Source organism: Pseudomonas sp. NFACC14 (assembly GCF_900106885.1).
Taxonomy (GTDB): domain Bacteria; phylum Pseudomonadota; class Gammaproteobacteria; order Pseudomonadales; family Pseudomonadaceae; genus Aquipseudomonas; species Aquipseudomonas fluorescens_AA.
Genome location: NZ_FNOA01000009.1, coordinates 150,393 through 174,762, shown reverse-complemented (window position 1 = coordinate 174,762; position 24,370 = coordinate 150,393). Strand labels below are relative to the sequence as shown.

Annotated in this window: 19 protein-coding genes; 13 read left to right on the top strand and 6 right to left on the bottom strand. The window is 62.8% G+C overall.

Translation table 11 applies throughout. From position 1 onward, the window contains the following. Positions 1-66: 66 nt before the first annotated feature. A complete protein-coding gene (locus BLU85_RS15950; protein WP_092200662.1) occupies positions 67-840 on the bottom strand; it encodes an L-iditol 2-dehydrogenase in 774 nt (257 codons plus the stop codon). A 254-nt stretch (positions 841-1,094) separates the two neighbouring features. On the opposite strand from BLU85_RS15950, the gene BLU85_RS15945 reads away from it, so the two are divergent. Then, a complete protein-coding gene (locus tag BLU85_RS15945; protein ID WP_092200667.1) occupies positions 1,095-2,015 on the top strand; it encodes an AraC family transcriptional regulator in 921 nt (306 codons plus the stop codon). Between the two features lie 343 nt (positions 2,016-2,358). On the opposite strand, the gene BLU85_RS15940 is transcribed toward BLU85_RS15945, so the two are convergent. After that, on the bottom strand, positions 2,359-4,134 hold the full coding sequence (locus BLU85_RS15940; RefSeq protein ID WP_092200669.1) for a sigma-54-dependent Fis family transcriptional regulator: 1,776 nt from the start codon (positions 4,132-4,134) through the stop codon (positions 2,359-2,361). Between the two features lie 286 nt (positions 4,135-4,420). Here BLU85_RS15940 and BLU85_RS15935 point away from each other — a divergent pair, with 286 nt between their 5' ends. The 6 genes from BLU85_RS15935 to BLU85_RS15910 all read left to right on the top strand — a co-directional run bounded on the left by BLU85_RS15935 (position 4,421) and on the right by BLU85_RS15910 (position 13,495). Further along, positions 4,421-5,893: a benzaldehyde dehydrogenase gene (locus BLU85_RS15935; RefSeq protein WP_092200672.1), complete on the top strand. Its 1,473-nt coding sequence runs from the start codon at positions 4,421-4,423 to the stop codon at positions 5,891-5,893. A 71-nt stretch (positions 5,894-5,964) separates the two neighbouring features. Then, complete coding sequence (locus tag BLU85_RS15930) at positions 5,965-6,732, top strand: coniferyl-alcohol dehydrogenase (RefSeq protein WP_060742578.1); 768 nt, start codon at positions 5,965-5,967, stop codon at positions 6,730-6,732. A 90-nt stretch (positions 6,733-6,822) separates the two neighbouring features. After that, a complete protein-coding gene (locus BLU85_RS15925; protein ID WP_092200675.1) occupies positions 6,823-8,472 on the top strand; it encodes a DUF1302 domain-containing protein in 1,650 nt (549 codons plus the stop codon). A 15-nt stretch (positions 8,473-8,487) separates the two neighbouring features. Continuing rightward, positions 8,488-9,849: a DUF1329 domain-containing protein gene (locus tag BLU85_RS15920; protein WP_092200678.1), complete on the top strand. Its 1,362-nt coding sequence runs from the start codon at positions 8,488-8,490 to the stop codon at positions 9,847-9,849. A 69-nt stretch (positions 9,850-9,918) separates the two neighbouring features. Next, a complete protein-coding gene (locus BLU85_RS15915; RefSeq protein WP_092200681.1) occupies positions 9,919-11,022 on the top strand; it encodes a WD40/YVTN/BNR-like repeat-containing protein in 1,104 nt (367 codons plus the stop codon). Between the two features lie 52 nt (positions 11,023-11,074). Continuing rightward, the gene (locus BLU85_RS15910; RefSeq protein ID WP_092200683.1) at positions 11,075-13,495 is read left to right on the top strand and encodes an efflux RND transporter permease subunit; all 2,421 of its coding nucleotides are present in this window, start codon (positions 11,075-11,077) and stop codon (positions 13,493-13,495) included. A gap of 57 nt (positions 13,496-13,552) precedes the next feature. Here BLU85_RS15910 and mhpT read toward each other — a convergent pair whose 3' ends face one another. Further along, positions 13,553-14,776 (bottom strand): 3-(3-hydroxy-phenyl)propionate transporter MhpT, encoded by a 1,224-nt coding sequence (mhpT, locus tag BLU85_RS15905; protein WP_092200686.1) that lies wholly within the window; start codon positions 14,774-14,776, stop codon positions 13,553-13,555. A 312-nt stretch (positions 14,777-15,088) separates the two neighbouring features. Between mhpT and BLU85_RS15900 the strand changes: the two genes are divergently transcribed. Next, positions 15,089-16,396, top strand: coding sequence for an OprD family porin (locus BLU85_RS15900; RefSeq protein WP_092200689.1), 1,308 nt, complete (start codon positions 15,089-15,091; stop codon positions 16,394-16,396). Between the two features lie 81 nt (positions 16,397-16,477). Here BLU85_RS15900 and BLU85_RS15895 read toward each other — a convergent pair whose 3' ends face one another. Beyond that, positions 16,478-16,963 carry a MarR family winged helix-turn-helix transcriptional regulator gene (locus tag BLU85_RS15895; RefSeq protein ID WP_060742571.1) on the bottom strand — a complete coding sequence of 162 codons (486 nt, stop codon included), beginning with the start codon at positions 16,961-16,963 and terminating at the stop codon, positions 16,478-16,480. Between the two features lie 213 nt (positions 16,964-17,176). On the opposite strand from BLU85_RS15895, the gene BLU85_RS15890 reads away from it, so the two are divergent. The 3 genes from BLU85_RS15890 (at position 17,177) to BLU85_RS15880 (ending at position 21,580) form a co-directional block, all read left to right on the top strand. Next, on the top strand, positions 17,177-18,007 hold the full coding sequence (locus BLU85_RS15890) for a p-hydroxycinnamoyl CoA hydratase/lyase (protein ID WP_092200692.1): 831 nt from the start codon (positions 17,177-17,179) through the stop codon (positions 18,005-18,007). 105 nt (positions 18,008-18,112) lie between these two features. After that, a complete protein-coding gene (locus BLU85_RS15885; RefSeq protein WP_092200695.1) occupies positions 18,113-19,561 on the top strand; it encodes an aldehyde dehydrogenase in 1,449 nt (482 codons plus the stop codon). A gap of 141 nt (positions 19,562-19,702) precedes the next feature. Beyond that, the gene (locus tag BLU85_RS15880; RefSeq protein ID WP_092201092.1) at positions 19,703-21,580 is read left to right on the top strand and encodes a feruloyl-CoA synthase; all 1,878 of its coding nucleotides are present in this window, start codon (positions 19,703-19,705) and stop codon (positions 21,578-21,580) included. A 132-nt stretch (positions 21,581-21,712) separates the two neighbouring features. Here BLU85_RS15880 and BLU85_RS15875 read toward each other — a convergent pair whose 3' ends face one another. Next, entirely contained in the window at positions 21,713-22,030 is a 318-nt protein-coding gene (locus BLU85_RS15875) for an ElaB/YgaM/YqjD family protein (protein WP_092164831.1), read from the bottom strand. A gap of 163 nt (positions 22,031-22,193) precedes the next feature. Between BLU85_RS15875 and BLU85_RS15870 the strand changes: the two genes are divergently transcribed. Further along, entirely contained in the window at positions 22,194-22,448 is a 255-nt protein-coding gene (locus BLU85_RS15870; RefSeq protein ID WP_003181187.1) for a hypothetical protein, read from the top strand. A 3-nt stretch (positions 22,449-22,451) separates the two neighbouring features. On the opposite strand, the gene BLU85_RS15865 is transcribed toward BLU85_RS15870, so the two are convergent. Beyond that, the gene (locus BLU85_RS15865; protein WP_092200698.1) at positions 22,452-23,360 is read right to left on the bottom strand and encodes a LysR substrate-binding domain-containing protein; all 909 of its coding nucleotides are present in this window, start codon (positions 23,358-23,360) and stop codon (positions 22,452-22,454) included. 85 nt (positions 23,361-23,445) lie between these two features. Between BLU85_RS15865 and BLU85_RS15860 the strand changes: the two genes are divergently transcribed. Beyond that, positions 23,446-24,369 (top strand): carbon-nitrogen hydrolase family protein, encoded by a 924-nt coding sequence (locus BLU85_RS15860; protein ID WP_092201094.1) that lies wholly within the window; start codon positions 23,446-23,448, stop codon positions 24,367-24,369. The last annotated feature ends 1 nt before the right edge of the window (position 24,370 follow it).

Sequence of the window (24,370 nt, the reverse complement as noted above, 5' to 3'; positions counted from 1 at the left end):
AGTGGGATCAATTTTCAAGCGAATAAGTCCATTTGCGTCGTTTCAAGGCCATAAAAACCCGGATTATTAGCTCATCCAGTTACCGCCATCGACATTATAGGTCTGTGCCACCACGTATTCGCTCTCCGTCGAGGCCAGGAAAATCGCCATTCCGGTGAGGTCCTGCGCAGTGCCCATCCGGCCATAGGGGACCTGCTGCCCGACCTGGCGCTTCTTTTCCCCCGGCGGCAGGTTTTCGTGGCGGGCGAACAGCGCGTCCACGCCATCCCAATGCTCGCCATCCACCACGCCGGGGGCGATGGCGTTGACGTTGATCCGATGCTTGATCAGATCCAGCCCCGCGGACTGGGTCAGGCTGATCACCGCTGCCTTGGTGGCGCAATAGACCGCCACCAGGGCCTCGCCACGCCGGCCGGCCTGGCTGGCCATGTTGATGATCCGCCCGCCGTGGCCCTGGCGGATCATCTGCCGCGCCGCCGCCTGCAGCGTGAACAGCGTGCCGGCGACGTTGATGGAAAACAGCCGCTCATAGCTCTGGCGGGTGATGTCCACGATGGGCGCCAGGTCGAACAGCGCGGCGTTGTTGATCAGGATATCCAGCTTGCCCACCCGGGCCACCACGGCCGCGATGGCCTGGTCGATGGAAGCTTGATCGGTCACGTCCATTTTGACCGCGTAGGCGCTGTCGCCCAATTCGGCGGCGGTGGCCTGGGCGCGTTCAAGGTCGATGTCGGCAATCGCGACCGTGGCGCCTTCGTCGATGTAGGCCTGGGCAAACGCCCGGCCGATACCCCGGGCGGCGCCGGTCACCAGGGCACTTTTTCCTTCCAGTCGTTTCATGGGGCTTGGTCCTTGCTGCAATGGCATCAGAGGGTAATCAGCGTCGCACTCGCCAAATGGCGATGGCAGGCCGATTACAGCAGTGCCGTTGGAAGCCGACAAACCCGCGAAGGATGATGAAGTGGTACTTTTTTAACCTGTACCGGTGTCTCCCGCCTGGGTTAAAAAAGTATCGGTGGGTGGGCGGGCCGAGGCTGGCGAAGCGCTGCGCACTCGGCGTAAGGTGCCCGCTATAACGATAAAAGAGGCGCGAAATGCCTGATCACCGAACGCCCCTGTTCGAGCAGCGACCGGCCGAACTGGAAGTCATCCTGCCCGAGCCCGAACACAGTTTTCGCTGGTACGAGCATGACTACCCGTACCCGCTGGCGCGCTGGAACCATCATCCTGAATTTGAAATCCACCTGATCCGCCAGGGCAGCGGCAAACTGTTGGCGGGCGATTACATTGGCCCGTTTGGCCCAGGCCATGTGGCGATGATCGGTCCGGACTTGCCCCACGATTGGATGGGCGACCTGGCGCCGGAGGAGCACTTGGCCGGGCGCGACGTGGTGTTGCAATTCGACGGCGCCACGCTGCTGGCCTTGCGTCGCACCTTGCCTGAACTGGGGGATCTGCAGGGGCTGTTCGAACGCGCTCGCCGTGGCCTGGCCTTCGGTGGCAATACGGCACAGCAGGCCGCGCACCTGCTGGAAGCCATCGGCCCGGCCCAGGGCCTGGCGCGATTGACGCTGTTCCTGGAACTGCTCCACACCCTCAACCAAGCGCCCGGCGACGAGGCCCTGAGCCTGGCGAGCCCTTGCTATGCGCCGACCCTGGATGCGCGCAGTTCCGAGCGCATCCATAAAGCCTTCGAGTACCTGCAAACCGAACTCACCGGCGACCTGCGCCTGTCGGTGATCGCCCGCCAATTGGCCATGAGCGAACCGGGCTTCTCGCGGTTCTTCAAGCGCATCACCGGGCACGGTTTCATCGACTTGATGCGCAAGCTGCGGGTCCAGCGCGCCTGCCGTTTGCTGTTGCAGAGTGAGATGCCGGTGACCGACATCTGTTTTGAAGTGGGCTATAACAACCTGTCTAACTTCAACCGGCATTTCCGCATCGAGATGAACCAGACCCCCAGCGAATATCGGCGGGGCGCTTTCGCCCTGCTTGACAGAGCCTCCACCCGGTAACCCCTGTGGGAGCGAGCTTGCTCGAGATGACGTCAACACAGCCAATATCAATGGCAACTGACCCACCGCCATCGCGAGCAAGCTCGGCTCCCACAGGGGAATGATGGTGGACGCGGGTGCAAGGAACACCACCGATCCATTGTGGGAGCCGAGCTTGCTCGCGATGACGACGGCACATTCAACTTCAATGCAGCCGAGCCACCGCCATCGCGAGCAAGCTCGCTCCCACAGGTAATGTTGTTTATTTAAGGCTGTCGACAAACCCGTGGCGAGGGAGCTTGCTCCCGCTGGGGCGCGAAGCGGCCCCAAGACCTGCCTTTGCAGCATCTCCCCGGTTCGGTGGTTAGCCCGGGACAGCTTTTTGATGCTTCTTCAAGCGATACGCGAACTGCGCCCGGCTCAGCCCCAGCGAGCGTGCGGCCGCCGCGAGGTTGCCGCTGCTCAGTTGCAGGGCTTCGTTGATCAGGCGTGATTCCAGGCCGTCAATGGAGAAGTCCGCGTCCAGTTGGCTGAGGGACTGGAGCAGCGCCGGTTTTTCCGCGGCATCGTTGGCGGCCAGGCCCATCGGCGAGAGACCGCCGAGGTGGTCCACGGAGTAGGCGTCCACCGGCAATTGCTCATTGCGAAACAGGTGGACCAGGTCAATGGCCTGGCCTTCCTCGCTGGCGATCAGGCCCCGTTCGATGAGGTTCTGCAATTCCCGCACGTTGCCCGGAAAGTCATAGCGCAACAGCACTTTCAAGGCGCGCATGGTCAGGCCCATCGGTGTGCGGCCGTATTCCTGGCAAAAGCGCGTGAGAAAGGCGTTGATCAGCAACGGTATGTCATCGCGGCGCTCGCGCAAGGGCGGCAGGGCGATGGGGTAGACGTTGAGCCGGTAGAACAGGTCTTCACGGAACGCGCCGTCCGCCACGGCCTTGCGCAGGTCGATGTTGGTGGCCGCCACGACGCGCACATCGACCTTGATGCCATGGCCGCCGCCGACCCGCTCGACTTCCCGCTCCTGCAAGGCGCGCAGCAACTTGCTTTGCCCGGCCAGGCTCAGGCAGGTGATCTCATCCAGGAACAACGTGCCACCGTGGGCGCGCTCGAAACGTCCGGGGCGTGAATGGGTGGCGCCGGTGTAGGCTCCGCGCTCGACGCCGAACAGTTCAGCCTCGATCAGGTTGTCGGGGATGGCCGCGCAGTTGAGGGCAATGAACGGCCCCTCACGTCGGCGACTCAGTTGGTGCAACTGACGGGCGAACATCTCCTTGCCCACGCCGGATTCGCCGCTGACCAGCACGGTGGCAGGGGTCAAGGCCACCCGTTGCAAAGCCTGGGTCGCGGCGTTGAAGGCGGCGCTGGCACCGATCAGTGGCTGTTCGCTGTCCGGCAACGGGACGGTTCCGGCCACGCTGTCGGACTGAATGTCGGCGCGGGCGACGACGGTCGGCGGTGAGGCGTTGAGGTAATTCAGGTCCTGCTCGATGTCACCCCATTGTTCAGCGGTCTTGCCGACGACTCGGCAGCGTTCGTGGCCCATGCCCCGGCATTCCACTTCGCGAAAGACCACCAGTTGCCCGAACAGCCCGCTGACGAAACCGATGGCGTAGCCCAGTTCGGTCCAGCACACCGGATCCTGCCCGGTGCCATAAGCGGCGACATGTTCGTCGGCCTCGCAGGAGTGATGCCAGAGAAACTCTCCCTCATAGAACCCCGAGTCGGCATCGAACTTGAAATGCAGCGGCTCGACCTTGGTCATGCCTTCGAGGGTATGCAGATGCGTGCCGGCGCGAAACACCGCCGCGGCATCGGCCTGGGGCCAGCGTTCGCGAATCAGCCGGGCGTCGCGGGCGCCGGAGGAGTAACCGGTGCGGGTGAGCATGCCTCGGGCCTGCTCCAGCCCCTGGCGCTCGATGATTTCCCGGCGCAACGCACCGAAGGAGGAACTGTGCAGCAACAACATGCGCTGGTCGTTGAGCCAGATGCGGCCATCGTCGGGGGAGAAAAACAGGCACGCGGTGAGTTCTGCCGGCGTGGGCGAACTGCTGTCGCTCAACTCGTTGCTATCGCCCCGTGGATGGAAATGCTCGGTGGCGATCCGGTGATCCGGCAACTGGCAGTGGGGATTATTCATTGTTATGCCCCTGATGACGGGGTGATCGAAATGATCACCTGGCGAAATAGTTATTAAGCATAACTTTATCAAATGAACAAGCGACAGCTGGCCAACGGCCAGGCCGGTGGAAGCGCCCTGTACGTCATGCCTGGCGAAGAACCTCGAGCCAGAGCCTTGCGCCAGGTTTATCCAGGCCCGTGGGCAAAACCGGCACAGCGCTTGCTCAAGCACTTGCACGGCGTTTGCGTCGATACCTACGAGGTGCGGCAAACGATGACAAAAACAAAAGAGCCGGGAGTGTTAAATGTCTGCACCCAAAAGCCACCTGCTGTCCCAGGTGATCGAATCGGAATGTGTCTTCAACGGTGACTGGGTGCCTGCCTCTGGCCCGCTGCAATCGATTATCGAGCCGGCCACCGGTGAACGGCTGATGCGCTGTGCGATGGCCGACGCGGCCGACATCGCCAAGGCCAGTCGCGACGCCGCCCTGGCGCAGCCGGCGTGGGCGGCGCTGGGCCCGCGGCAACGGGCGGCGATCTTGCGCAAGGCCGCCGACGTGGCCGAGCAGTCCTTCGACGAACTGTCGCTGTACGTGGCCCGGGAGACCGGTGCCGCGCTGTTCAAGGGCCAGCACGAAATGCGCGAAGCCATCGTGCTGTTGCATCAGGCCGCGGGTCTTTTGTCCCAGGCCCATGGGGTGGTGCTGCCCAGCGAGGCAGGGCGCCTGTCCTATGCGCGACGCCAGCCCCATGGCGTGGTGGGGGTGATTTCGCCTTTCAACTTTCCCCTGGTACTGTCCATGCGCTCCGTCGCACCGGCCCTGGCGGCGGGCAACGCGGTGGTGCTCAAGCCGGATCCGCAGACCCCGGTGAGTGGCGGTTTCCTCATCGCCCGGTTGTTCGAAATGGCAGGCCTGCCCAAGGGCTTGCTGCAAGTGTTGCCCGGCGCGGCGCAGGCCGGGGAGGCGCTGTGCCGCGACCCTAATGTGCGCATGATCGCCTTCACCGGTTCCACCGGCGCCGGTCGCAAGGTCGCTGAAGTGGCCGGACGCAACCTGAAGAAGGTCGCCCTGGAGCTGGGCGGCAAGAACCCACTGATCATTCTCGAAGACGCCGACCTCGACCTCGCGGCCCGGAACGCGGCCTGGGGCGCCTGGCTGCACCAAGGGCAGATTTGCATGGCCACCGGGTTGATTCTCGCCCATGAGTCCATCGCCGCCGAGCTGACCCGCAAACTGGTGGAAAAGGCCCAGGCGATGACCCTCGGCAACGCTGCTCGGGAAGAAGCCGCCATGGGGCCATTGATCAATCAGCGGCAGTTGCAACGGGTGCACGACATCGTCAGCGATACCGTACTTGCCGGGGCCCGACTGGAGGCGGGCGGCGATCACGATCGGCTGTTCTACCAGGCCACGGTGCTCAGCGGTGTGAAGCCGGGCATGCGCGCCTTCGACGAGGAGGTCTTCGGGCCGGTGGCCACGGTGGTCAGCTTCGCCACCGATGACGAAGCCATCGAATTGGCCAATCGCACCGAATACGGTCTGGCGGCGGCGATCATTTCTCCGTCGGTGGGCCGGGCCATGGCCATCGGCGAGCGCTTGCAGTGCGGCATGTTGCACATCAATGACCAGACCGTCGCCGATGAATGCGTCAACCCGTTCGGCGGGCGCGGCGCCTCGGGCAATGGCGGTAGCGTCGGCGGCCCGGCGGATTGGGATGAATACACCCAATGGCAGTGGGTGACGGTCAAGGACACGGCGCCGATCTACCCGTTCTGACAGGCCAGTCTTTACCGGGCCCGATGAGCTGAGGGCCCTGCGAGTACACAAAAATAATAAGAGGACTCAACATGAAACTCGACAACAAAATTGTGCTGGTGACTGGTGTCTCGTCGGGTATCGGTGCTGCCACGGCGAGCCTGCTGCGCGCACACGGCGCCCAGGTGATTGGCGTGGATCTCAAGGCGCCGCACATGACCCTGGACGGTTTTGTGCAGGGCGACTTGAGCAGCGCCGAGAACATCGAACGGTTGCTGCCACAGCTGCCCGCACGGCTTGACAGCCTGTGCAACATCGCCGGCGTGCCGGGCACTGCCAACCCGCGACTGCTGGCGCGGGTCAACTACCTCGGGCTGCGCCACCTGAGCCGTGCGCTGCTGCCGCGCATCAGCGCCGGTGGCAGCATCGTCAATATCGCCTCGATCCTCGGTGCCGAGTGGCCGTTACGCCTGGAACAGCACAAGGCGCTGGCGCGCATCGAAGACTTTGCCGCCGCGCAAGCCTGGCTGGCTGACCACCCGGTGCCGGACCAGACCTGCTACCAGTACTTCAAGGAAGCCTTGATCGTCTGGAACTACCTGCAGGCCCAACCCTGGTTCCTCGAGCATTCGGTGCGCATGAACAGTGTCGCGCCAGGTCCGGTTTTCACGCCCATCCTCGACGACTTCGTGAGCATGCTCGGCGAGGCCCGGACCCAGGCCGATGCCCACCGTATGAAACGTCCCGCTTACGCCGATGAGGTGGCGGCGGTGATCGCTTTCCTGTGTGCCGACGAGTCGCGCTGGATCAACGGCGTCAACCTGCCGGTCGATGGTGGATTGGCCTCCACCTACATCTGAATGCGCACCCGCGCAAAGCGGCGTTAGCCGCGACCCGAGCGTGTTGGCTGGCAAAGCCATGCCCAAAAATAACAATAATGAGAAGCGTCCATGGATAACTTCAAAGATAGCTTTCGTTTCAAGCATTGCGCCTTGTTCCTGGCGTTGTGCAGCACCGGCGTGATGGTCGATCGGGTCGAGGCCATGCAAATGGACCTGGGTGACTCCGATTGGAAACTGCGCTGGGACAACACCATCAAGTACAGCCAGGCCTGGCGCCTGCACGGGCAGGACAGCCGCTTGGTCAACGCGCCAACCGCCAACGGCCTGTACCCCTCGATCCAGAGCCAGGGCGATAAGAACTTCAGCAGCGGCCTGGTCTCCAACCGCCTGGACCTGTTTTCCGAAATGGACCTCAGCCGGCAAAACTACGGGCTGCGCGTGAGCGGCGCGGCCTGGTACGACGATATCTACAACCAGGACACCGACAGCAGCGAGCAACCGCATTTTCTCAGCGAAACCCGCAAGCTCCATGGGCGCGACGCGGAAATTCTCGATGCCTTCGTGTTCTTGCGCGGCGACCTCGGTGAAGACTCCCAGGGCGTGGCGCGCCTGGGCCGACACAGCCTGATCTATGGGGAAAGCCTGTTCTACGGCGGCAACGGCATTGCCAATGCCCAGGGTCCGACCGACGTCGTCAAGTTGCTCAGCGTACCGGGGACTCAGTTCAAGGAGATCCTGCGTCCGGTCAATCAAATCTCCGGGCAGTTGCAGATCAACCCGCAGTTGTCGGTCGGCGCTTACTATCAGTTCGAGTGGGAACGTTCCAATCTGCCCGGCGCCGGCAGCTACCTGAGCGATACCGATGCCATCGGGTACGGCAGTGGTTCGTTGCGCGAAGTGTTCGGCAACGACACGGTCAATGGCGGCGATCTGAAACCGCGCAATTCGGGGCAGGGCGGCATGCAGATCCGCTTCAAGCCGAGCGGCACCGAGCTGGAGCTGGGGTTCTACGCGGCCCAGTATCACGATAAGGCACCGATCGGGTTGTACGCGTACCTGGACGGTCCGGCGGCAGCGGCCACCGGGTTGCCCATCCTGGGTTCCTATCGGCAGGTCTACGCCGAAGACATCAGGACCGCTGGCGTCAGTTTCTCCACCGCCTCCGGCCCGTTCAACTTTGCCGGTGAAACGTCGGTGCGCTGGAACGCACCGCTGGTGAGCAACCTGCAAGTGGTGACTCCCGGCATGGCGGCCGATGGTGGCGACAATGAGTTGTTCGCCAGGGGCAAGACCGCCCACGCCAACCTGTCGGCGATTTACCTGTTATCGCCCACCGCGTTCTGGGACGGCGGCTCGGCCCTGGCCGAACTGGCCTGGAACCGCACCCTGAGCGTAACCAAGAACGCTGCCGCGCTGGATTCCAATACCACCCGCGATGCCACGGCACTGCGGGTATTGATCGAGCCGGCGTACTTCCAGATTGTCGACGGAATCGACCTGACCGTGCCGATCGGCATGGGGATGGTGCTCGATGGACGTTCGTCGGCGGTCAACAAATCCGGCTTCGGCAACACCCATTCCGGTGACTGGAGCGTCGGGCTCAAAGCCACCTATCTGCAACGCTGGGACGTCGGCCTCAACTACGTGAACTTCTTCGGCGCACCGAAAGCCGGGCTGCGCGAGGACGGCAATTTCAGTTACGGACAGTCGTTGGCCGACCGCGACTTCGTCTCGCTCTACGTGAAAACCTCATTCTAATAAGGTGGATTCGCCATGCAGAACACAGCATTCCTGAACACATGCGTCCTGACCCTGGCCCTCGTCGGTATGGGGCTGGCGCAAGCGGCGGTGTCGCCCGAACAGGCCGCACGTTTGAAAACCGATCTGACCCCCCTGGGCGGCGAGCGTGCCGGCAATGCCGATGGCAGCATCCCGGCTTGGCAGGGCGGTTATACCCAGGTCACGCCCGGCTACAAACCGGGAGACAAGCGCCCCGACCCATTCGCCAGCGAGAAACCGCTGTATTCGATCAAGGCCGCGAACATGGAGCAGTACGCCAGCGAATTGGCCGAGGGCACCAAACTGCTGCTCAAGAAATACCCGGACTATCGCCTGGACGTGTACCCGACCCATCGCTCGGCCGCCGCGCCGCAATGGGTGTATGACAACACCAGCAAGAATGCCACCCGCGCCACGCTGGACGTGGACAGTGAGAAGGTCTCCAACGCCTACGGCGGCATCCCGTTCCCGATCCCGGAAAACGGTGCGCAAGTACTGTGGAATTATCGGTTGTCGTGGCAGGGCGGCGACACCATCAGCTCGCCTTTCGATACCTGGCTGATGACCGCCGGCGGCAAGAAAGTCCAGGCCACCCGGGCGCAATACACCTATCAGTTTCCCTACTACGTCGAAGGCGGCAGCCTGGAAAATTATTCGGGCAAGTACCTGTTGGGCAAGCTGTTCACCGAGTTGCCGTCGTCCAAGGCCGGCGAAGGCCTGATGACCCATTGGGACCTGGACCCGGCCAATCGGGCGGCCTGGCAATATCTGGTCGGCCAGCGCCGGGTTCGCCGGGCGCCGAACATTGCCTATGACACGCCGGATTTCGTGACCTCCGGCGTCGGCCTGTTCGACGAGGCGTTCATGCTGTTCGGGCCGACCGATCGCTATGACCTCAAGCTGGTGGGCAAGAAAGAGCTGATCGTTGGCTACAACAATAACCGCGCCGCCCTGGCTAAGAGCGACGACCTGGTCAAGGCGAACTTCCTCAACCCTGATCTGGTGCGTTGGGAGAAGCATCGGGTCTGGGTGGTCGAGGCCACGCTCAAGCCCGGCAAGCGTCATGTCGTGCCGCGTCGGACCTACTACGTCGACGAAGATTCCTGGCAGATCCTGATGGCCGACGGTTATGACGCCCAGGGCAAGCTCGGCCGGCAGATGTATTCGCTGACGCTGCTGGCACCGGACCTGCCGGCCCTCACCGCACAGGTCATGTGGGGCAGCTACAACCTCGACACCGGGGCCTACTTCCTCAACTCATCGAGCAACGACCTGGCGGTTCAGTACCAGAAGGTCGCGAAGCCTTCGGCGTCCTACTTCACGCCGGATGCCATGGCCAACGAAAACATGCGTTGAACCTGTGGCGGCCGTGGCGAAGAGGAGGTTCGTCGCGGTCGCTTACGATTTTCCAGGCGGAATAACGATATGAACGTTGAAAAAATCTTTGCGCGTCGCGGTCCGCTATGGGGTGTTTGTGCCCTGATGGGCTGCCTGTTGGCGAGTGTGCCCTGGCTCGCACAGGCCACGACATTGGCGGTGCTGCAGCAACCGGCACTGCCGACGACCAAGGCTCCGCGCGCGGTATTGCTCGGGTTGGCCAGGGCTGGCGAGCGCCTGGTGGCGGTGGGCGAGCGCGGGATCGTGCTGCTGTCGGATGATGCTGGCGTGAGTTGGCGCCAGGCCAGGGTACCGGTCAGCGTCAGCCTGACGGCGGTGCAATTCGTCGATGCCGAGCAGGGCTGGGCGGTCGGTCATCTGGGGGTGGTGCTGCACACCCAGGACGGCGGGGAAACCTGGCAGAAGCAACTCGACGGTGAGCGCGCCATCGCCCTGGCGGTGCAAGTCGCCGAGCGCGATGCCAATCAACCCGACGGTGCCAGCCAGTTGGCGCAGGCACGGCACATGCTCGATGACGGACCGGATAAACCATTCCTCGACCTGTACTTCAGTGACCGCCTGCACGGCTACGTCGTGGGCGCCTACAACCAGATCTACCGCACCGATGACGGTGGGCGAAGCTGGCAACCGTGGATGCGGCATGTGGACAACCCCCAGGGTTTGAACCTGTATGGCATCCGCGCCTTGGGCAAGGATTTGCTGCTGGTGGGGGAGCGCGGCCTGCTGTTGCGTTCGACCGATGCCGGGCAGTCATTCCAGGCCTTGAAGTCACCTTATGAAGGCAGCTTTTTCGGCCTGCTCGGCATGCGCGATGGGGCCTTGATTGTCTATGGCTTGCGCGGAAACGCCTGGTGGTCCGATGACCGTGGCGGCAGTTGGCGACGCCTCGACACGGGTATCGAATCAACACTGGCGAGCGCCCTTGAACTGCGCGACGGCAGCCTGTTGTTGGCCAGCCAGAGTGGTGAGCTTCTCTTCAGTCATGACCAGGGTCGCAGCTTTGACAAGCGTCAGAGCCGCAGCGGCGGGACGGTCGCTGCCGTGCAGCAGGCGGTCGACGGCAGCCTGGCCAGCGTCGGTTTGACTGGCGTGGCCGCTGACCAGGATCCGCGGGCCTCCGGTAAACCTTGAAACTTCACGGTGTAGCGCTATCGGGCCACGGCTCGTGCAACAGGAGTCAAACTTGAAAGACGACAGAATCCAAACCGTGATCGGCCGCCAGGAAGACTTCGACCGGGCGTCGGGCAACTTCGCCGAGCGGGCGATCTTCAACCATCGACCGCTGGTGATCCTGCTATGCCTGCTGGTGACCTTGGTGCTTGGTTGGCAAGCCACGCGCATCGGCATCAATGCCAGTTATGAGAAGACCATTCCCACCGGGCATCCCTACGTCGCCAATTTCCTCGAGAACCGCAGTGAGTTGAGCGGCCTGGGCAACTCGCTGCGCATCGCCTTGGAGGTCAAGCAGGGGAGCATTTTCACCAAGGATTACCTCGACACCCTGGCCAAGCTCAACGACGAGCTCTATTTGCTGCCGGGGGTCGACCGACCGTACATGAAATCATTGTGGACCCCGACCACGCGCTGGACCGCCGTGACCGAAGAGGGGCTCGACGGCGGCACGGTGATCCCCGACGACTACGATGGCTCGACCACCAGCATCGAGCAGGTGCGGACCAATGTGGCCCGCTCCGGGGAAGTCGGTCAATTGGTCGCTGGCAACTTCAAGTCCAGTGTGATCTTCGTGCCGTTGCTGGAAATCAACCCGCAGACGGGCAAGGCGCTGGACTATGGCGAGTTTTCCCGGCAACTGGAGGCGTTGCGGGACAAGTACCAGACCGATGACCTGCGGATTCACATCACCGGCTTTACCAAGATCGTCGGCGACCTGATCGAGGGGATGACCCAAGTCCTGCTGTTTTTCGTGGTGGCGGTACTGGTGACGGTACTGGTGCTGTTTGGCTACACCCGTTGCGCGCGCAGTACCCTGGTGGTGGTGACCTGTTCACTGGCGGCGGTGCTGTGGCAACTGGGGCTGCTGGCCCTGCTCGGTTATGAGCTGGATCCCTACTCGGCACTGGTGCCGTTCCTGGTGTTCGCCATTGGCATGAGCCATGGCGCGCAGAAGATGAACGGCATCATGCAGGACATTGGCCGTGGCACCCACCGGGTGGTCGCCGCGCGCTACACCTTCCGCCGCCTGTTCGCCGCCGGCATCACCGCTTTGCTCTGTGACGCGGTGGGCTTCGCGGTGTTGCTGCTGATCGACATTCGAGTGATCCAGGACCTGGCGATCACCGCCAGCCTCGGGGTGGCGGTGCTGATCTTCACCAACCTGATTCTGCTGCCGATCCTGCTCAGCTATATCGGCGTCAGCCCGGCGGCGGCACAACGCAGCCTGAGTGCGGAAACCACCGAGCAACAGGCGCGCATCAAACATCCCCTGTGGCGCGTGCTCGACCTGTTCACCCAACGGCGCTGGGCCATCGGCGCCATGTTGGCGGGTCTGTTGCTGGCCGCGTCTGGTTTTGCCGTGAGCCTGCACCTGAAAATCGGCGATCTGGACCCCGGCGCCCCGGAGTTGCGTGCCGACTCGCGCTACAACCGCGATGCGTTGTTCATGACCCAGAACTACGCGGCCAGCTCGGATATCTTCGTGGTCATGATCAAGACCCCGGAGGATCAATGCACCCGTTACGCCAGTCTGTCCGCGGTCGATGCGCTGGCGTGGCAACTGGAGCAATTGCCCGGCGTGGAATCGACCACCTCGATGGCGGCGCTGAGCAAGATCGCCACGGCCGGTTATAACGAAGGCAACTTCAAATGGTATGAACTGATCCCCAATGACGGCGCACTGGGTGCCGTGCAGACCCGTGCTCCGCGAGAGTTGTTCAATCAGGGCTGCTCGATGCTGTCGCTGTACGTCTACCTGGCCGATCACAAGGCTGACACCTTGAACCGGGTGGTGGAGGCCAGCGAGCAATTCATCGCCGGGCATCAACTGCCGGAGGTCAAGTTCATGCTGGCGGCCGGCAGCGCGGGGATCGAAGCGGCGACCAATATCGTGGTGAAGAAGTCCATGCGCGAGATGCTGTTCTGGGTCTACGGTGCGGTCAGCCTGCTGTGTTTGCTGACCTTCCGCAGCTGGCGCGCCACTCTGTGCGCGATGCTGCCGCTGATGCTCACCTCGATCCTGTGCGAGGCGCTGATGGTGGGGTTGGGCATGGGGGTGAAAGTCGCGACACTGCCGGTCATTGCACTGGGCGTGGGCATCGGGGTCGATTATGCGCTCTACGTGTTGAGCGTGATTCTGGCACGGATGCGTGCCGGCGACACCCTGGCCCAGGCGTATTACCAGGCGCTGCTGTTCACCGGCAAAGTGGTGTTGCTGACAGGCATGACATTGGCTGTGGCGGTGTCGACCTGGGCTTTTTCGCCGATCAAGTTCCAGGCTGACATGGGGATTCTGCTGGCCTTCATGTTCCTGGTGAACATGCTCGGGGCCTTGATCCTGTTGCCCGCCCTGGCCTGGTGGCTGCTGCCGCAGAAGGTCTTCGTAAAAAAGCCTGAGTCGAGTCGGCAGGAGCGTTGGGTCAGGGGGTGAGGGCGCGTTAGGATAGGTGCGCATATCCGTTACCTGATAACGGATATGCGCAGCCACTCAGGAATGCTTCACAACCGGATTCGTAGCCCTCAATCGTGGCCCCGCCGAATGGCGAATCACACTGAGAACAGCCAACGTCGCCACCACCAACCCAGGAGAAGTCGCCAGCAATACAGCCGTGGTTCCACCCCCGGCCGCCAGGATCTGCCCGGCGGCCAGGGGCCCGGCCACCGAGCCCAGGCGCCCGATGGCCACCGCGGCACCAACCCCCGTCGCACGCACGGCCGTAGGGTAGGAGGGCGGTGCCAAGGCATAGAGAACCAGTTGCGCGGCCATGACGAACAGCCCGGCGGCGAACCCGGCGATGCCCATCGGTACGATGCCGACCGACAAGCCGACCCCGGCCAGGGCGCTCAACAGGCCGGCATAGACGAACAGCACTACCTTGATGCCATTGCAACGGTCCAGCAACAGGCCGCCCAGCAACGAGCCAAGGGCGCCACCGATGTTGAACAGCATCTGCACCAGGCCGGCCTGGGGTTTGCTGAAGCCCTGTTCCAGCAACAATGACGGCAGCCAGTTGAGCAACATGTACATGACCGTCAGGGTGAAGAAATAGCTCAACCACAGGGCCAAGGTGGTACGGCCGCGGCCTTCACCGAACAGCGCCTGGGCGGTGGAACCGCGCGATGTGCCGCCATCTTGCACCTGGCGAAAGGCGCTGGATTCTGGAAGCCACAGGAGCATCAGTGGCACCACCAGCAGCGGCGCCAACCCACCGATGAAAAACGTCATCTGCCAGTGCTCGCCAAACAGCATCGCCACCACGGCAGCCAATGCACCGCCCAGCGGCACCCCCGCATACATCACGCTGATGGCCGTGCCTCGGCGCTGCTCACCCACGGCTTCGGCACACAGGGCAATGAGGTTGGGCAGGGCGGCGCCCAGGCCCAGGCCGGTCATGAAACGCACCAGCAACAGGCTGGAGAAGTGTTCGACATAAGCGGTGCTGAGGGAAAACACGCCGAAGAGCAAGACCGCGGTGATGAGGATTTTCTTGCGACCGATGCGATCAGCGATCCAACCACCGAAGAAGGCTCCTGGCAGCAACCCGATGATCCCGGCGCTGAACACCCAGCCCATCATTTTCGGGTCAAGGGCAAAGGTCTGCCGTAGTCCTGCGGCGGCGGTACCGGCTGACTGCAGGTCGAAACCCTCGATCAACGCAACGATGAAACACAAGGCAATGGTCAGCGTGGCACGACGCGCCGGACGGTCCATGGCAAATCCTCTTATTGTTTTTGTGAGGGGACACCGCTCGAAGGAAAGCCGGCGGATGGGTTTAAGATTAACAAAGCTAACTAAAAAATGAAGGGTGCCGGAAGGGCGTCAATAAGCGAGCAGTTCAGTATGAAAATCAGTGGCTTGGAAAGGATTCACGGAGGAATGGGTAAATTAGTTAGTTATATTAATGTTCGATTATCGGACATTGTCGATTGACGAAGCGCCGGTGCCGTTTCCATTCTTTGTCCGCACGGCCCCCGTCGCCAAGCTCGGGCCGATCAAAACAACAACAATAAATGGACTCCGAACATGCCAAATCTTGCTCGGGACGCGCTGACGGCGCGCCCTGTTTCATCCCTCGTCCCTCTGCTGGCCTGTCTCGGGCTGAGCCTCGGTTCTCCCGTATCGTGGGCGGAAGGCTTCATCGACGACAGCCACGGTACGCTGACCCTTCGCAATTACTACATGGACCGCGACTACAAGGACGACGGCGCCAAGACCGCAGCGCGAGAATGGGCCCAGGGTGTGTTCATGAACATGGAGTCGGGGTTCACCCCGGGCACGGTCGGGTTCGGCCTGGATGTCAGGGGATTGCTGGGCATCAAGCTTGATTCGTCGCCGGATCGCAGTGGCACTGAACTGTTGCCTGTGTCCGCCAGCGACAAGCGCGCGGCGGATGAGTATTCGCGCCTGGGCGTGACCGGCAAGCTGCGTTTCGCTCAAACCACGGTGAAGACCGGCGATGTCTCGATCTTCCTGCCATTTGCCTTTGCCAGCCCGTCGCGGCTGCTGCCGCAGACCTTTCGCGGGACGACGCTCAGTTCCAAGGATTTCGACGGTTTGACGTTGAACACCGGTTATATCGATCGCATCGCCCGCCGCGATTCCACCGATTACCAGCCGATGAGCATCGCCTCGCCCAACCGCCGATTCAACGGCGCGGCGACCTCTTCCCATATGGCGTATGTGGGCGGTGACTATCAGGTCAACAAAGACCTCAGCCTGCGGGCCTACCACGCCGAAGTGGCGGACCTGTACCAGCAGGACACCCTGGCGTTGTTGCATAACCTGCCCCTGGGCGATGGTGTCCTGACCACCGACCTGCGCAGTTTTTTCAGTGACGAAGACGGCGCGGCCAAGGCCGGAAAGGTGGATAACCGCAATGTCTCGGCGCTGGTCGGCTATCGCCTGGGCGGGCATCGCGTGAGCCTGGGCTACATGCACGCCAGTGGCGATACGGCCACGCCGTATGTGTCCGGCACCGAGTTGATGGGCTTGAGTGAAATGACCATGAGCTCGGACTTCCTCAATGCCAAGGAGCGCACCTGGCAGGCGATCCATGACTACGATTTCGCCGCCGTGGGCGTGCCAGGCCTGAGGACTCGACTGCGTTATGTGCGTGGCGATCACATCGAGCTGGCGGCCCTCAATGCCGAGGATCGCAAGGAGCGTGAGTTCCAGATGGAGTTGGGGTACGTGATCCAGGGCGGCCCGCTGAAGAACGTCGGGTTGCTGGCCCGCAAATCGATCTATCGCAACAACTTCCCGGGTACCGCGGCGTTTCGCGACGAGAACCAGACCCGGTTCCTGGTGACGTACAGCGTGCCGATCTGGTGAGTTTCGAGTCGGTTGGCTAGCGCTTGTGGGAGCAAGGCTTGCTCCCACATAGCGATGCCGCAGGGACCCGCGCCAGGCTCGCTACTGGTAAACCTTCTTTAACAACCGCAGCAACTCCTCGCGCTCAGCCCCTGAGAGGGCCGCGGTGGAGTCAAGGTCGCTCTGGGCGGCAATTTGCTTGAGTTCCTTGAGCAGGGTTTCGCCGGTCTTGCTCAGGAAGATCCCATAGGAGCGCTTGTCCGGCTTGCAGCGCACGCGCACCGCCAAAGCCCGGCTTTCCAGCTTATTGAGCAGCGGCACCACTTGCGGCGGTTCGATCGCCAGGGCCTTGGCCAGGTCGGCCTGCATCAGGCCGGGATTCTGGTCGATGATTGCCAGGGCCGAGAACTGGGCGGGCCGCAGATCGTGGACGGCAAGCCGGCCAATCAGGTTCTGGAACAGTTTCAACTGGGCGCGGCGCAGGGCGTAACCGATCAGGTCGTCCAGGGCGGAGTCCAGCGGCACCTGTGCGTCGGTACCGGCGACCAGGGGCTCGGCGGGTTCGGCAAGCTTGGAAGACTTGGCCATCGAAGTGAGTGTCCTCAAGGTAAGTGGTTAACAAGGCTATCCAGTTTGCCGGGGTTGCGGCGCCCTGGCTACGGGCTTGTGCATATTCGAATTTTTAAACCTTCGATCCAGTCTCTGGAAAATACAGATAAACTGATTAATAGTTAATTGACATAACTAAATTTCCGGTTTAGTTTTTGATCATCTTCAGTCAAGAACAAGAGAGCACGCATCATGAGCAATTACGAAGGTCGCTGGAAAACCGTCAAGGTCGACATCGAGGAGGGCATCGCCTGGGTCACCCTCAATCGCCCGGAAAAACGCAACGCCATGAGTCCGACCCTCAACCGCGAGATGATCGACGTGCTCGAGACCCTGGAGCAGGATCCGGCCGCAGGGGTATTGGTGCTGACCGGGGCCGGTGACGCCTGGACCGCTGGCATGGACCTCAAGGAATACTTCCGCGAAGTGGATGCCGGGCCGGAAATCCTCCAGGAAAAAATCCGTCGCGAAGCCTCGCAATGGCAGTGGAAATTACTGCGCATGTACGCCAAGCCAACCATCGCCATGGTCAATGGCTGGTGTTTCGGTGGCGGTTTCAGCCCGCTGGTGGCGTGTGACCTGGCGATCTGCGCCGACGAAGCGACTTTCGGTCTTTCGGAAATCAACTGGGGCATCCCGCCGGGCAACCTCGTCAGCAAGGCCATGGCCGACACCGTGGGCCATCGCCAATCGCTGTACTACATCATGACCGGCAAGACCTTCGGTGGGCAGAAAGCGGCCGAAATGGGCCTGGTCAATGAGAGCGTGCCCTTGGCGCAGTTGCGTGAAGTCACTGTGGAACTGGCCCGCAACCTGTTGGAAAAGAACCCGGTGGTGCTGCGGGCGGCCAAGCATGGCTTCAAGCGTTGCCGCGAACTGACCTGGGAACAGAACGAAGATTACCTGTACGCCAAGCTCGACCAGTCGCGCCTGCTCGATACCGAGGGTGGCCGCGAGCAGGGGATGAAGCAATTCCTGGACGACAAGACCATCAAGCCGGGCCTGCAGACCTACAAGCGCTGAGACAATCGCGCGGCGGGCGCCATCGTGTGCCCGCGGGCTGTTCGTCCCAGGCCCTCGGCGCTACTGTGAACGTGTTCCCGATAAAGACAATAAAGAGGAATCACCATGCTGGACGTGCCCCTGTTGATTGGCGGCCAGTCGTGCCCGGCCCGCGACGGCCGGACCTTCGAGCGCTGCAACCCGGTGACCGGTGAAGTGGTGTCTCACGTGGCCGCCGCCACCCTCGAAGATGCCGATGCCGCCGTGGCCGCGGCCCAGGCGGCATTTCCTGCCTGGGCCGCGCTGCCACCCAACGAACGCCGCACGCGTCTGCTACGGGCAGCCGAGCAATTGCAGGCCCGCAGTGGCGAGTTTATCGCCGCGGCCGGTGAGACTGGTGCCATGGCCAACTGGTACGGTTTCAACGTGCACCTGGCGGCGAACATGCTGCGCGAAGCGGCGTCCATGACCACCCAGATCAATGGCGAAATCATTCCTTCCGACGTGCCTGGCAGTTTCGCCATGGCCCTGCGTCAGCCCTGTGGCGTGGTGTTGGGCATCGCGCCCTGGAACGCTCCGGTGATTCTCGCCACCCGCGCCATCGCCATGCCCCTGGCCTGCGGTAACACCGTGGTGCTCAAGGCTTCCGAGATCAGTCCTGCGGTGCACCGGTTGATCGGCCAGGTGTTGCAGGACGCCGGGCTGGGTGATGGTGTGGTCAACGTGATCTGTAACGCACCGGCGGATGCGCCGGCCATTGTCGAACGGTTGATCGCCAACCCGGCGGTGCGCCGGGTCAATTTCACCGGTTCGACCCACGTCGGCCGCATCGTCGGCGAACTCTCGGCGCGCCATCTCAAACCAGCGTTGCTGGAGCTGGGCGGCAAGGCGCCGTTGCTGGTGCTGGATGACGCCGACCTGGACGCCGCCGTGCAAGCGGCGGCCTTCGGGGCCTACTTCAACCAGGGCCAGATCTGCATGTCCACCGAGCGATTGATCGTCGATGCCCGCGTGGCGGATGCGTTCATCGCCAAGCTGACCGCCAAGATCGCCACCTTGCGTGCCGGTGATCCGGCGGCCGGCGATTCGGTGCTGGGCTCGTTGGTCGATGCCAGTGCCGGCCAGCGCATCAAGGGACTGATCGACGATGCCTTGGCCAAAGGCGCAACGCTGGTCACCGGTGGCCAGTTGGAAGGCAGCATCCTGCAGCCGACCTTGCTCGACGGTGTCACTGCGCAGATGCGCCTGTACCGCGAAGAGTCCTTCGGGCCAGTGGCGGTGCTGTTGCGCGGCGAGGGCGATGAAGCGCTGTTGCGCCTGGCCAACGATTCCGAGTTCGGCCTGTCGGCAGCCATCTTCAGCCGCGATACCACCCGCGCGTTGGCCTTGGCCCAGCGGGTCGAGTCGGGCATTTGCCACATCAACGGGCCGACCGTGCACGACGAGGCGCAGATGCCCTTCGGCGGGGTCAAGTCCAGCGGTTATGGCAGCTTCGGCGGCAAGGCGTCCATCGAGCATTTCACCCAGTTGCGCTGGGTGACCTTGCAGAACGGTCCCCGGCATTACCCGATCTGAAACCCATCGCATCATGGGCGGTCGAGCCTCGAAAGCCGCCGCCCGGATGCAGGCCAGAATAACAATGACAAGGCCGCAGCCCCGCGCTGCCACGCTCCGCTCGCCTCGCGACCCGAGCGTGCCTTGGTGGAGGAAATGTACGTGAGTTCCGAGTCCAGATCGTCCTCCCGACCCGAGGCCGGGCGTTATCGCCAGGTGTCGATTGGTCATCCTGCCGTCGAAGTCCGGGAAGAGCGCGGCATTTTGCACATGCGCTCCCTGGAACCCCTGGCCCCGCTGCCGGCGCGTTTGCTCGAACGCCTGGTGCACTGGGCCGAGGTGCGCCCGCAGCAGACGTTTATCGCGGCCCGTGAAGCGGGCGGCGACTGGCGTCGGGTCAGTTATGCGCAGATGCTCGACAGTGTCCGGGCCATCGCTCAAAGCCTGCTCGGTTACGGTTTGTCAGCGGAAAAACCCTTGGCGCTGCTCTCCGGCAACGACATCGAACACCTGCAAATGGCCCTCGGCGCAATGTACGCCGGCGTTCCCTATTGCCCGGTGTCGCCGGCTTATTCATTGCTGTCCCAGGATTTCGCCAAGCTGCGTCACGTCTGCGATCTGTTGCAGCCGGGGTTGGTGTTTGTCAGCGAAGCCGCCCCGTTCGAACGAGCGATCAATGCCGTATTGCCGGCGAACGTTCCCTTGATCACGGTGCGCGGCGAGATGGCGGGCCGCTCCAGGACCAGCTTCGCCAGCCTGTTGGCTCAACCCGGCGGCGCGGAGGCCGAGCAGGCGTTCGCCGCCACCGGCCCGGACAGCATCGCCAAGTTCCTGTTCACCTCGGGCTCCACCAAGCTGCCCAAGGCCGTGATCACCACCCAGCGTATGCTGTGCGCCAATCAGCAGATGCTGCTGCAAACCTTCCCGGTGTTCGGCGAGGTGCCGCCGGTGCTGGTGGACTGGCTGCCGTGGAACCACACGTTCGGGGGTAGCCACAACGTCGGCATCGTGCTGTACAACGGCGGCACGTTCTACCTGGACGACGGCAAACCCACCGCCCAGGGCTTCGCCGAGACCCTGCGCAACCTCAAGGAAATTTCCCCCACCGCCTACCTGACCGTACCCAAGGGCTGGGAAGAATTGGTCAGCGCCTTGGAGCAGGACGGTGAATTGCGCGAGCGTTTCTTCAAGCGCATCAGCCTGTTCTTCTTTGCCGCGGCGGGCTTGTCCCAAAGTACCTGGGACCGGCTCGACAAGGTCGCCGAGCAGCATTGCGGAGAACGTATCCGCATGATGGCGGGCCTGGGCATGACCGAAGCGTCGCCGTCCTGCACCTTCACCACCGGGCCCTTGTCCATGGCCGGCTACATCGGTCTTCCGGCGCCCGGCTGCGAGGTCCGGCTGGTGCCGGTGGATGGCAAGTTCGAAGGGCGTTTTCGCGGACCACACATCATGCCCGGCTACTGGCGTTCGCCGCAGCAGACCGCCGAAGTGTTCGACGAGGACGGTTTCTATTGCTCGGGGGATGCGATCAAACTGGCCGATGCCAGCAATCCGCAACTGGGGCTGATGTTCGACGGGCGGATCGCCGAGGACTTCAAACTGTCTTCCGGTGTGTTTGTCAGCGTCGGGCCGTTGCGTAACCGTGCGGTGCTGGAAGGCACACCCTACGTCCAGGACCTGGTGATCACCGCACCGGATCGCGAGTGCCTGGGCGCGCTGGTGTTTCCACGACTTGTTGAATGCCGGCGCCTGTCAGGCCTGGACGCGGATGCCAGCGACGCCCAGGTCCTCGCCAGCCCGCCGGTACGCCAATGGTTCGCCGACTGGCTGCAACGCCTGAACCGCGAAGCCAGCGGCAATGCCAGTCGCTTGGAGTGGATAGCCTTGCTCGATGAACCGGCGTCCATCGACCGTGGTGAAATCACCGACAAGGGATCGATCAACCAACGGGCGGTGTTGCAGTGGCGGGCAGGGAAGGTGGAGGCGTTGTACCGCGGGGAGGATGCGTCGATCCTGCGGGCGGGTCCCGCCGCTTGAGGCAATCAAAAGTCCCTGTGGGAGCGAGCTTGCTCGCGATGGCGGTGGTTCAGCAGCAGAGATGTTGCCTGGTCCACCGTTATCGCGAGCGAGCTCGCTCCCACATCAGGTCCTGGGGCTGCTTGCTATTGTTTAACGCCGTCCTAGCAGCAAACCCACCACCAGCCCGAACCCCGCGGAAATCGCCACGGTCTGCCAGGGGTGGCCGCCAATATAGACCTCAGTGGCATCGACCATGGGACGGGTACGTTCCCGGGCGCTGGTGACCGAGTCGCGTGCCTGTTGCAGTTTCTGGGCTATCTGGCCTCGCAGGTCTTCGGCCTCTTCGCCCACCAGCGAGGCACTGCTTTTGAGCAGTTTTTCCGATTCTTCAATCAGCGCCGTCAATTCGCTGAAGGCTTGATCCTTGATTTGCTCTCCGTTCGCTTGCACAGTGCCTTTACGGGCCATGGAAGTACTCCTTGTGTGGATGATGGCATTGAACAGTGGAGTGCTGCGCCGGTTAAAAAGTTGCAGCGCCTAGGCCCTCGCAGGGCAATCCATCGCAATTCGTGGTTAAGACGTTTCCCTGCAAGGTGTAAGATGGCGCCTATTTACGCAACAGGTAATTCCCATGAGCTTCAATCTGGCTGACAAGCCCCTGGCCGAGCGCGCTGCGCTGGAAGACGAAAAATCCCGACTCTTTGAACTGTGGCAAAACAACCTGGGCAAGGCCAAGGGCGATGCCGCCCGCCTGTTCGGCGAGCGCTCCAAACGCAAGGGCAAGTGGGCCGAGTGGGTGCGTGCCGAACTGGACGGCATGTCGCCGCCGGAATACGCCAACATGGTGCGCAGTGAAGTCAATCGCCTGATGGCCGCCAACAAGTAAACCTCAGGCAAACGTCGCGCTGATGGCCTCGCGCACCTTGAGCATTGCCGGATCCATTTGCGTGTGGGTCCGCCAGCCCAGTTCGATGGGGTAGCGGGGCAAGGCCAGGGGGCAGGGCAGCAACGCCAGGCCGCTGAGGTCGGCGATGGCCCGGGCGGCGTGGGCCGGAATCGTCGCTACGGCCTGGCTGCCCTTGAGCAGGAATGGCAGCGCGGCGAAGTGGGTGGTCGAGGCACAGACTCGCCGTCTCAGGCCAAGCCCGGCCAATCCTTCGTCGGTGATGCCGATGAAGCCACCTGAAGACACCAGCAGATGCTCGCGGGCCACGAACGCCTCCAGACTGAGGGATTGTTGGCCGTGCGCCAGGCTCGCCGCGTCCAACAGGCAGGCGTAATCGCCTTCACCCAATACCTGGCGGCTGAGCAGCCGCTGCGCGAAACCACCCGCGGTGATCGCCAGGTCGAGATCGCGTTCCATCAAGGCCCGGCCGACGATCTGGCTGTGGGTCTGACGGAAAATCAAGCGCAGTCCCGGCGCACGTCGGGCCACTTCGTCGATCAGGCGCCGCCCATGGGCAATCTCGAAATCGTCCGACAGGCCGATGATGACCGAGCGGCCGTCATAATGGCTGGCATCGGGGTCGACCATCGCCAGGCTCTGGCGACATTTGTCCAGAGCTTCGCTGATCACCGGTTTCAGTTGGTTGGCCCGCAGCGTCGGCGCCAGACCCCGGCCCGTGCGCACGAATAATTGATCGTCATACAACCCGCGGAGCCTGCGCAATGCGGCGCTGATGGCCGACTGGGTCACGCCCAGGCGCACGGCGGCGCGGCTGGCGCTGGATTCGTCATGCAGGGCTTCGAACGTCTTGAGCAGATTGAGGTCGATGTCGGCGATATTCATGAGGCTCATATCATTTAGCAGCGGTTGGGGCTTTATTCATGATCGGCCGCTCCTTGAGAATCAGCAACACCTGATGATCAAGGAGTTGAAAACCATGCCCAAATCCATTGTGGCTGCCCTGCAGATCGGTTCGTTGCCTGGCGGCAAGGGCGAGACCCTGGCGCAGATCCTTTCCTATGAAGACGCCATTCGCCAGGCCGGCGCACGCCTGGTGGTGATGCCTGAAGCGTTGCTCGGTGACTATCCCAAGGGCGAGGGGTTCGGAACGCAACTGGGCTACCGGCTGCCGGAGGGGCGTGAAGCGTTCGCCCGCTATTTTGCCAATGCCATTGATGTGCCCGGCGTGGAAACCGAAGCGCTGGCCGGGCTATCGGCGCGTACGGGGGCGAGCCTGGTGCTGGGCGTCATCGAGCGTGTCGGCAGCACCCTCTACTGCACCGCACTGTACTTCGAACCCGATGCGGGCCTGGTGGCCCGGCACCGCAAGTTGATGCCCACCGGCACCGAGCGGCTGATCTGGGGCAAAGGCGACGGTTCGACCTTGCCGGTGATCGACAGCCAGGTTGGCCGGGTCGGCGCGGCGGTGTGCTGGGAAAACATGATGCCGCTGTTTCGCACCGCGATGTACGCCAAGGGGGTGGAGGTCTGGTGTGCGCCCACAGTGGATGAGCGGGAGATGTGGCAGGTGACCATGCGGCATATCGCCCACGAAGGGCGTTGTTTTGTGGTCAGTGCCTGTCAGGTCCAGGCCTCGCCGCAGGCGCTGGGTATCGACGTCGCGCACTGGCCGGCCGAGCGGCCGCTGATTGCCGGTGGCAGCGTGATTATCGGGCCCATGGGCGATGTGCTCGCCGGGCCGCTGAAAGACACTGCCGGGCTACTGACCGCCGAAATCGACACCGATGACCTGGTACGGGCGCGCTACGACTATGACGTGGTCGGTCACTACGCCAGGCCGGATGTGTTCGAATTGGTGGTGGACGAGCGCGCCAAGCCTGGCGTGCGCTTCACGGCGTGAT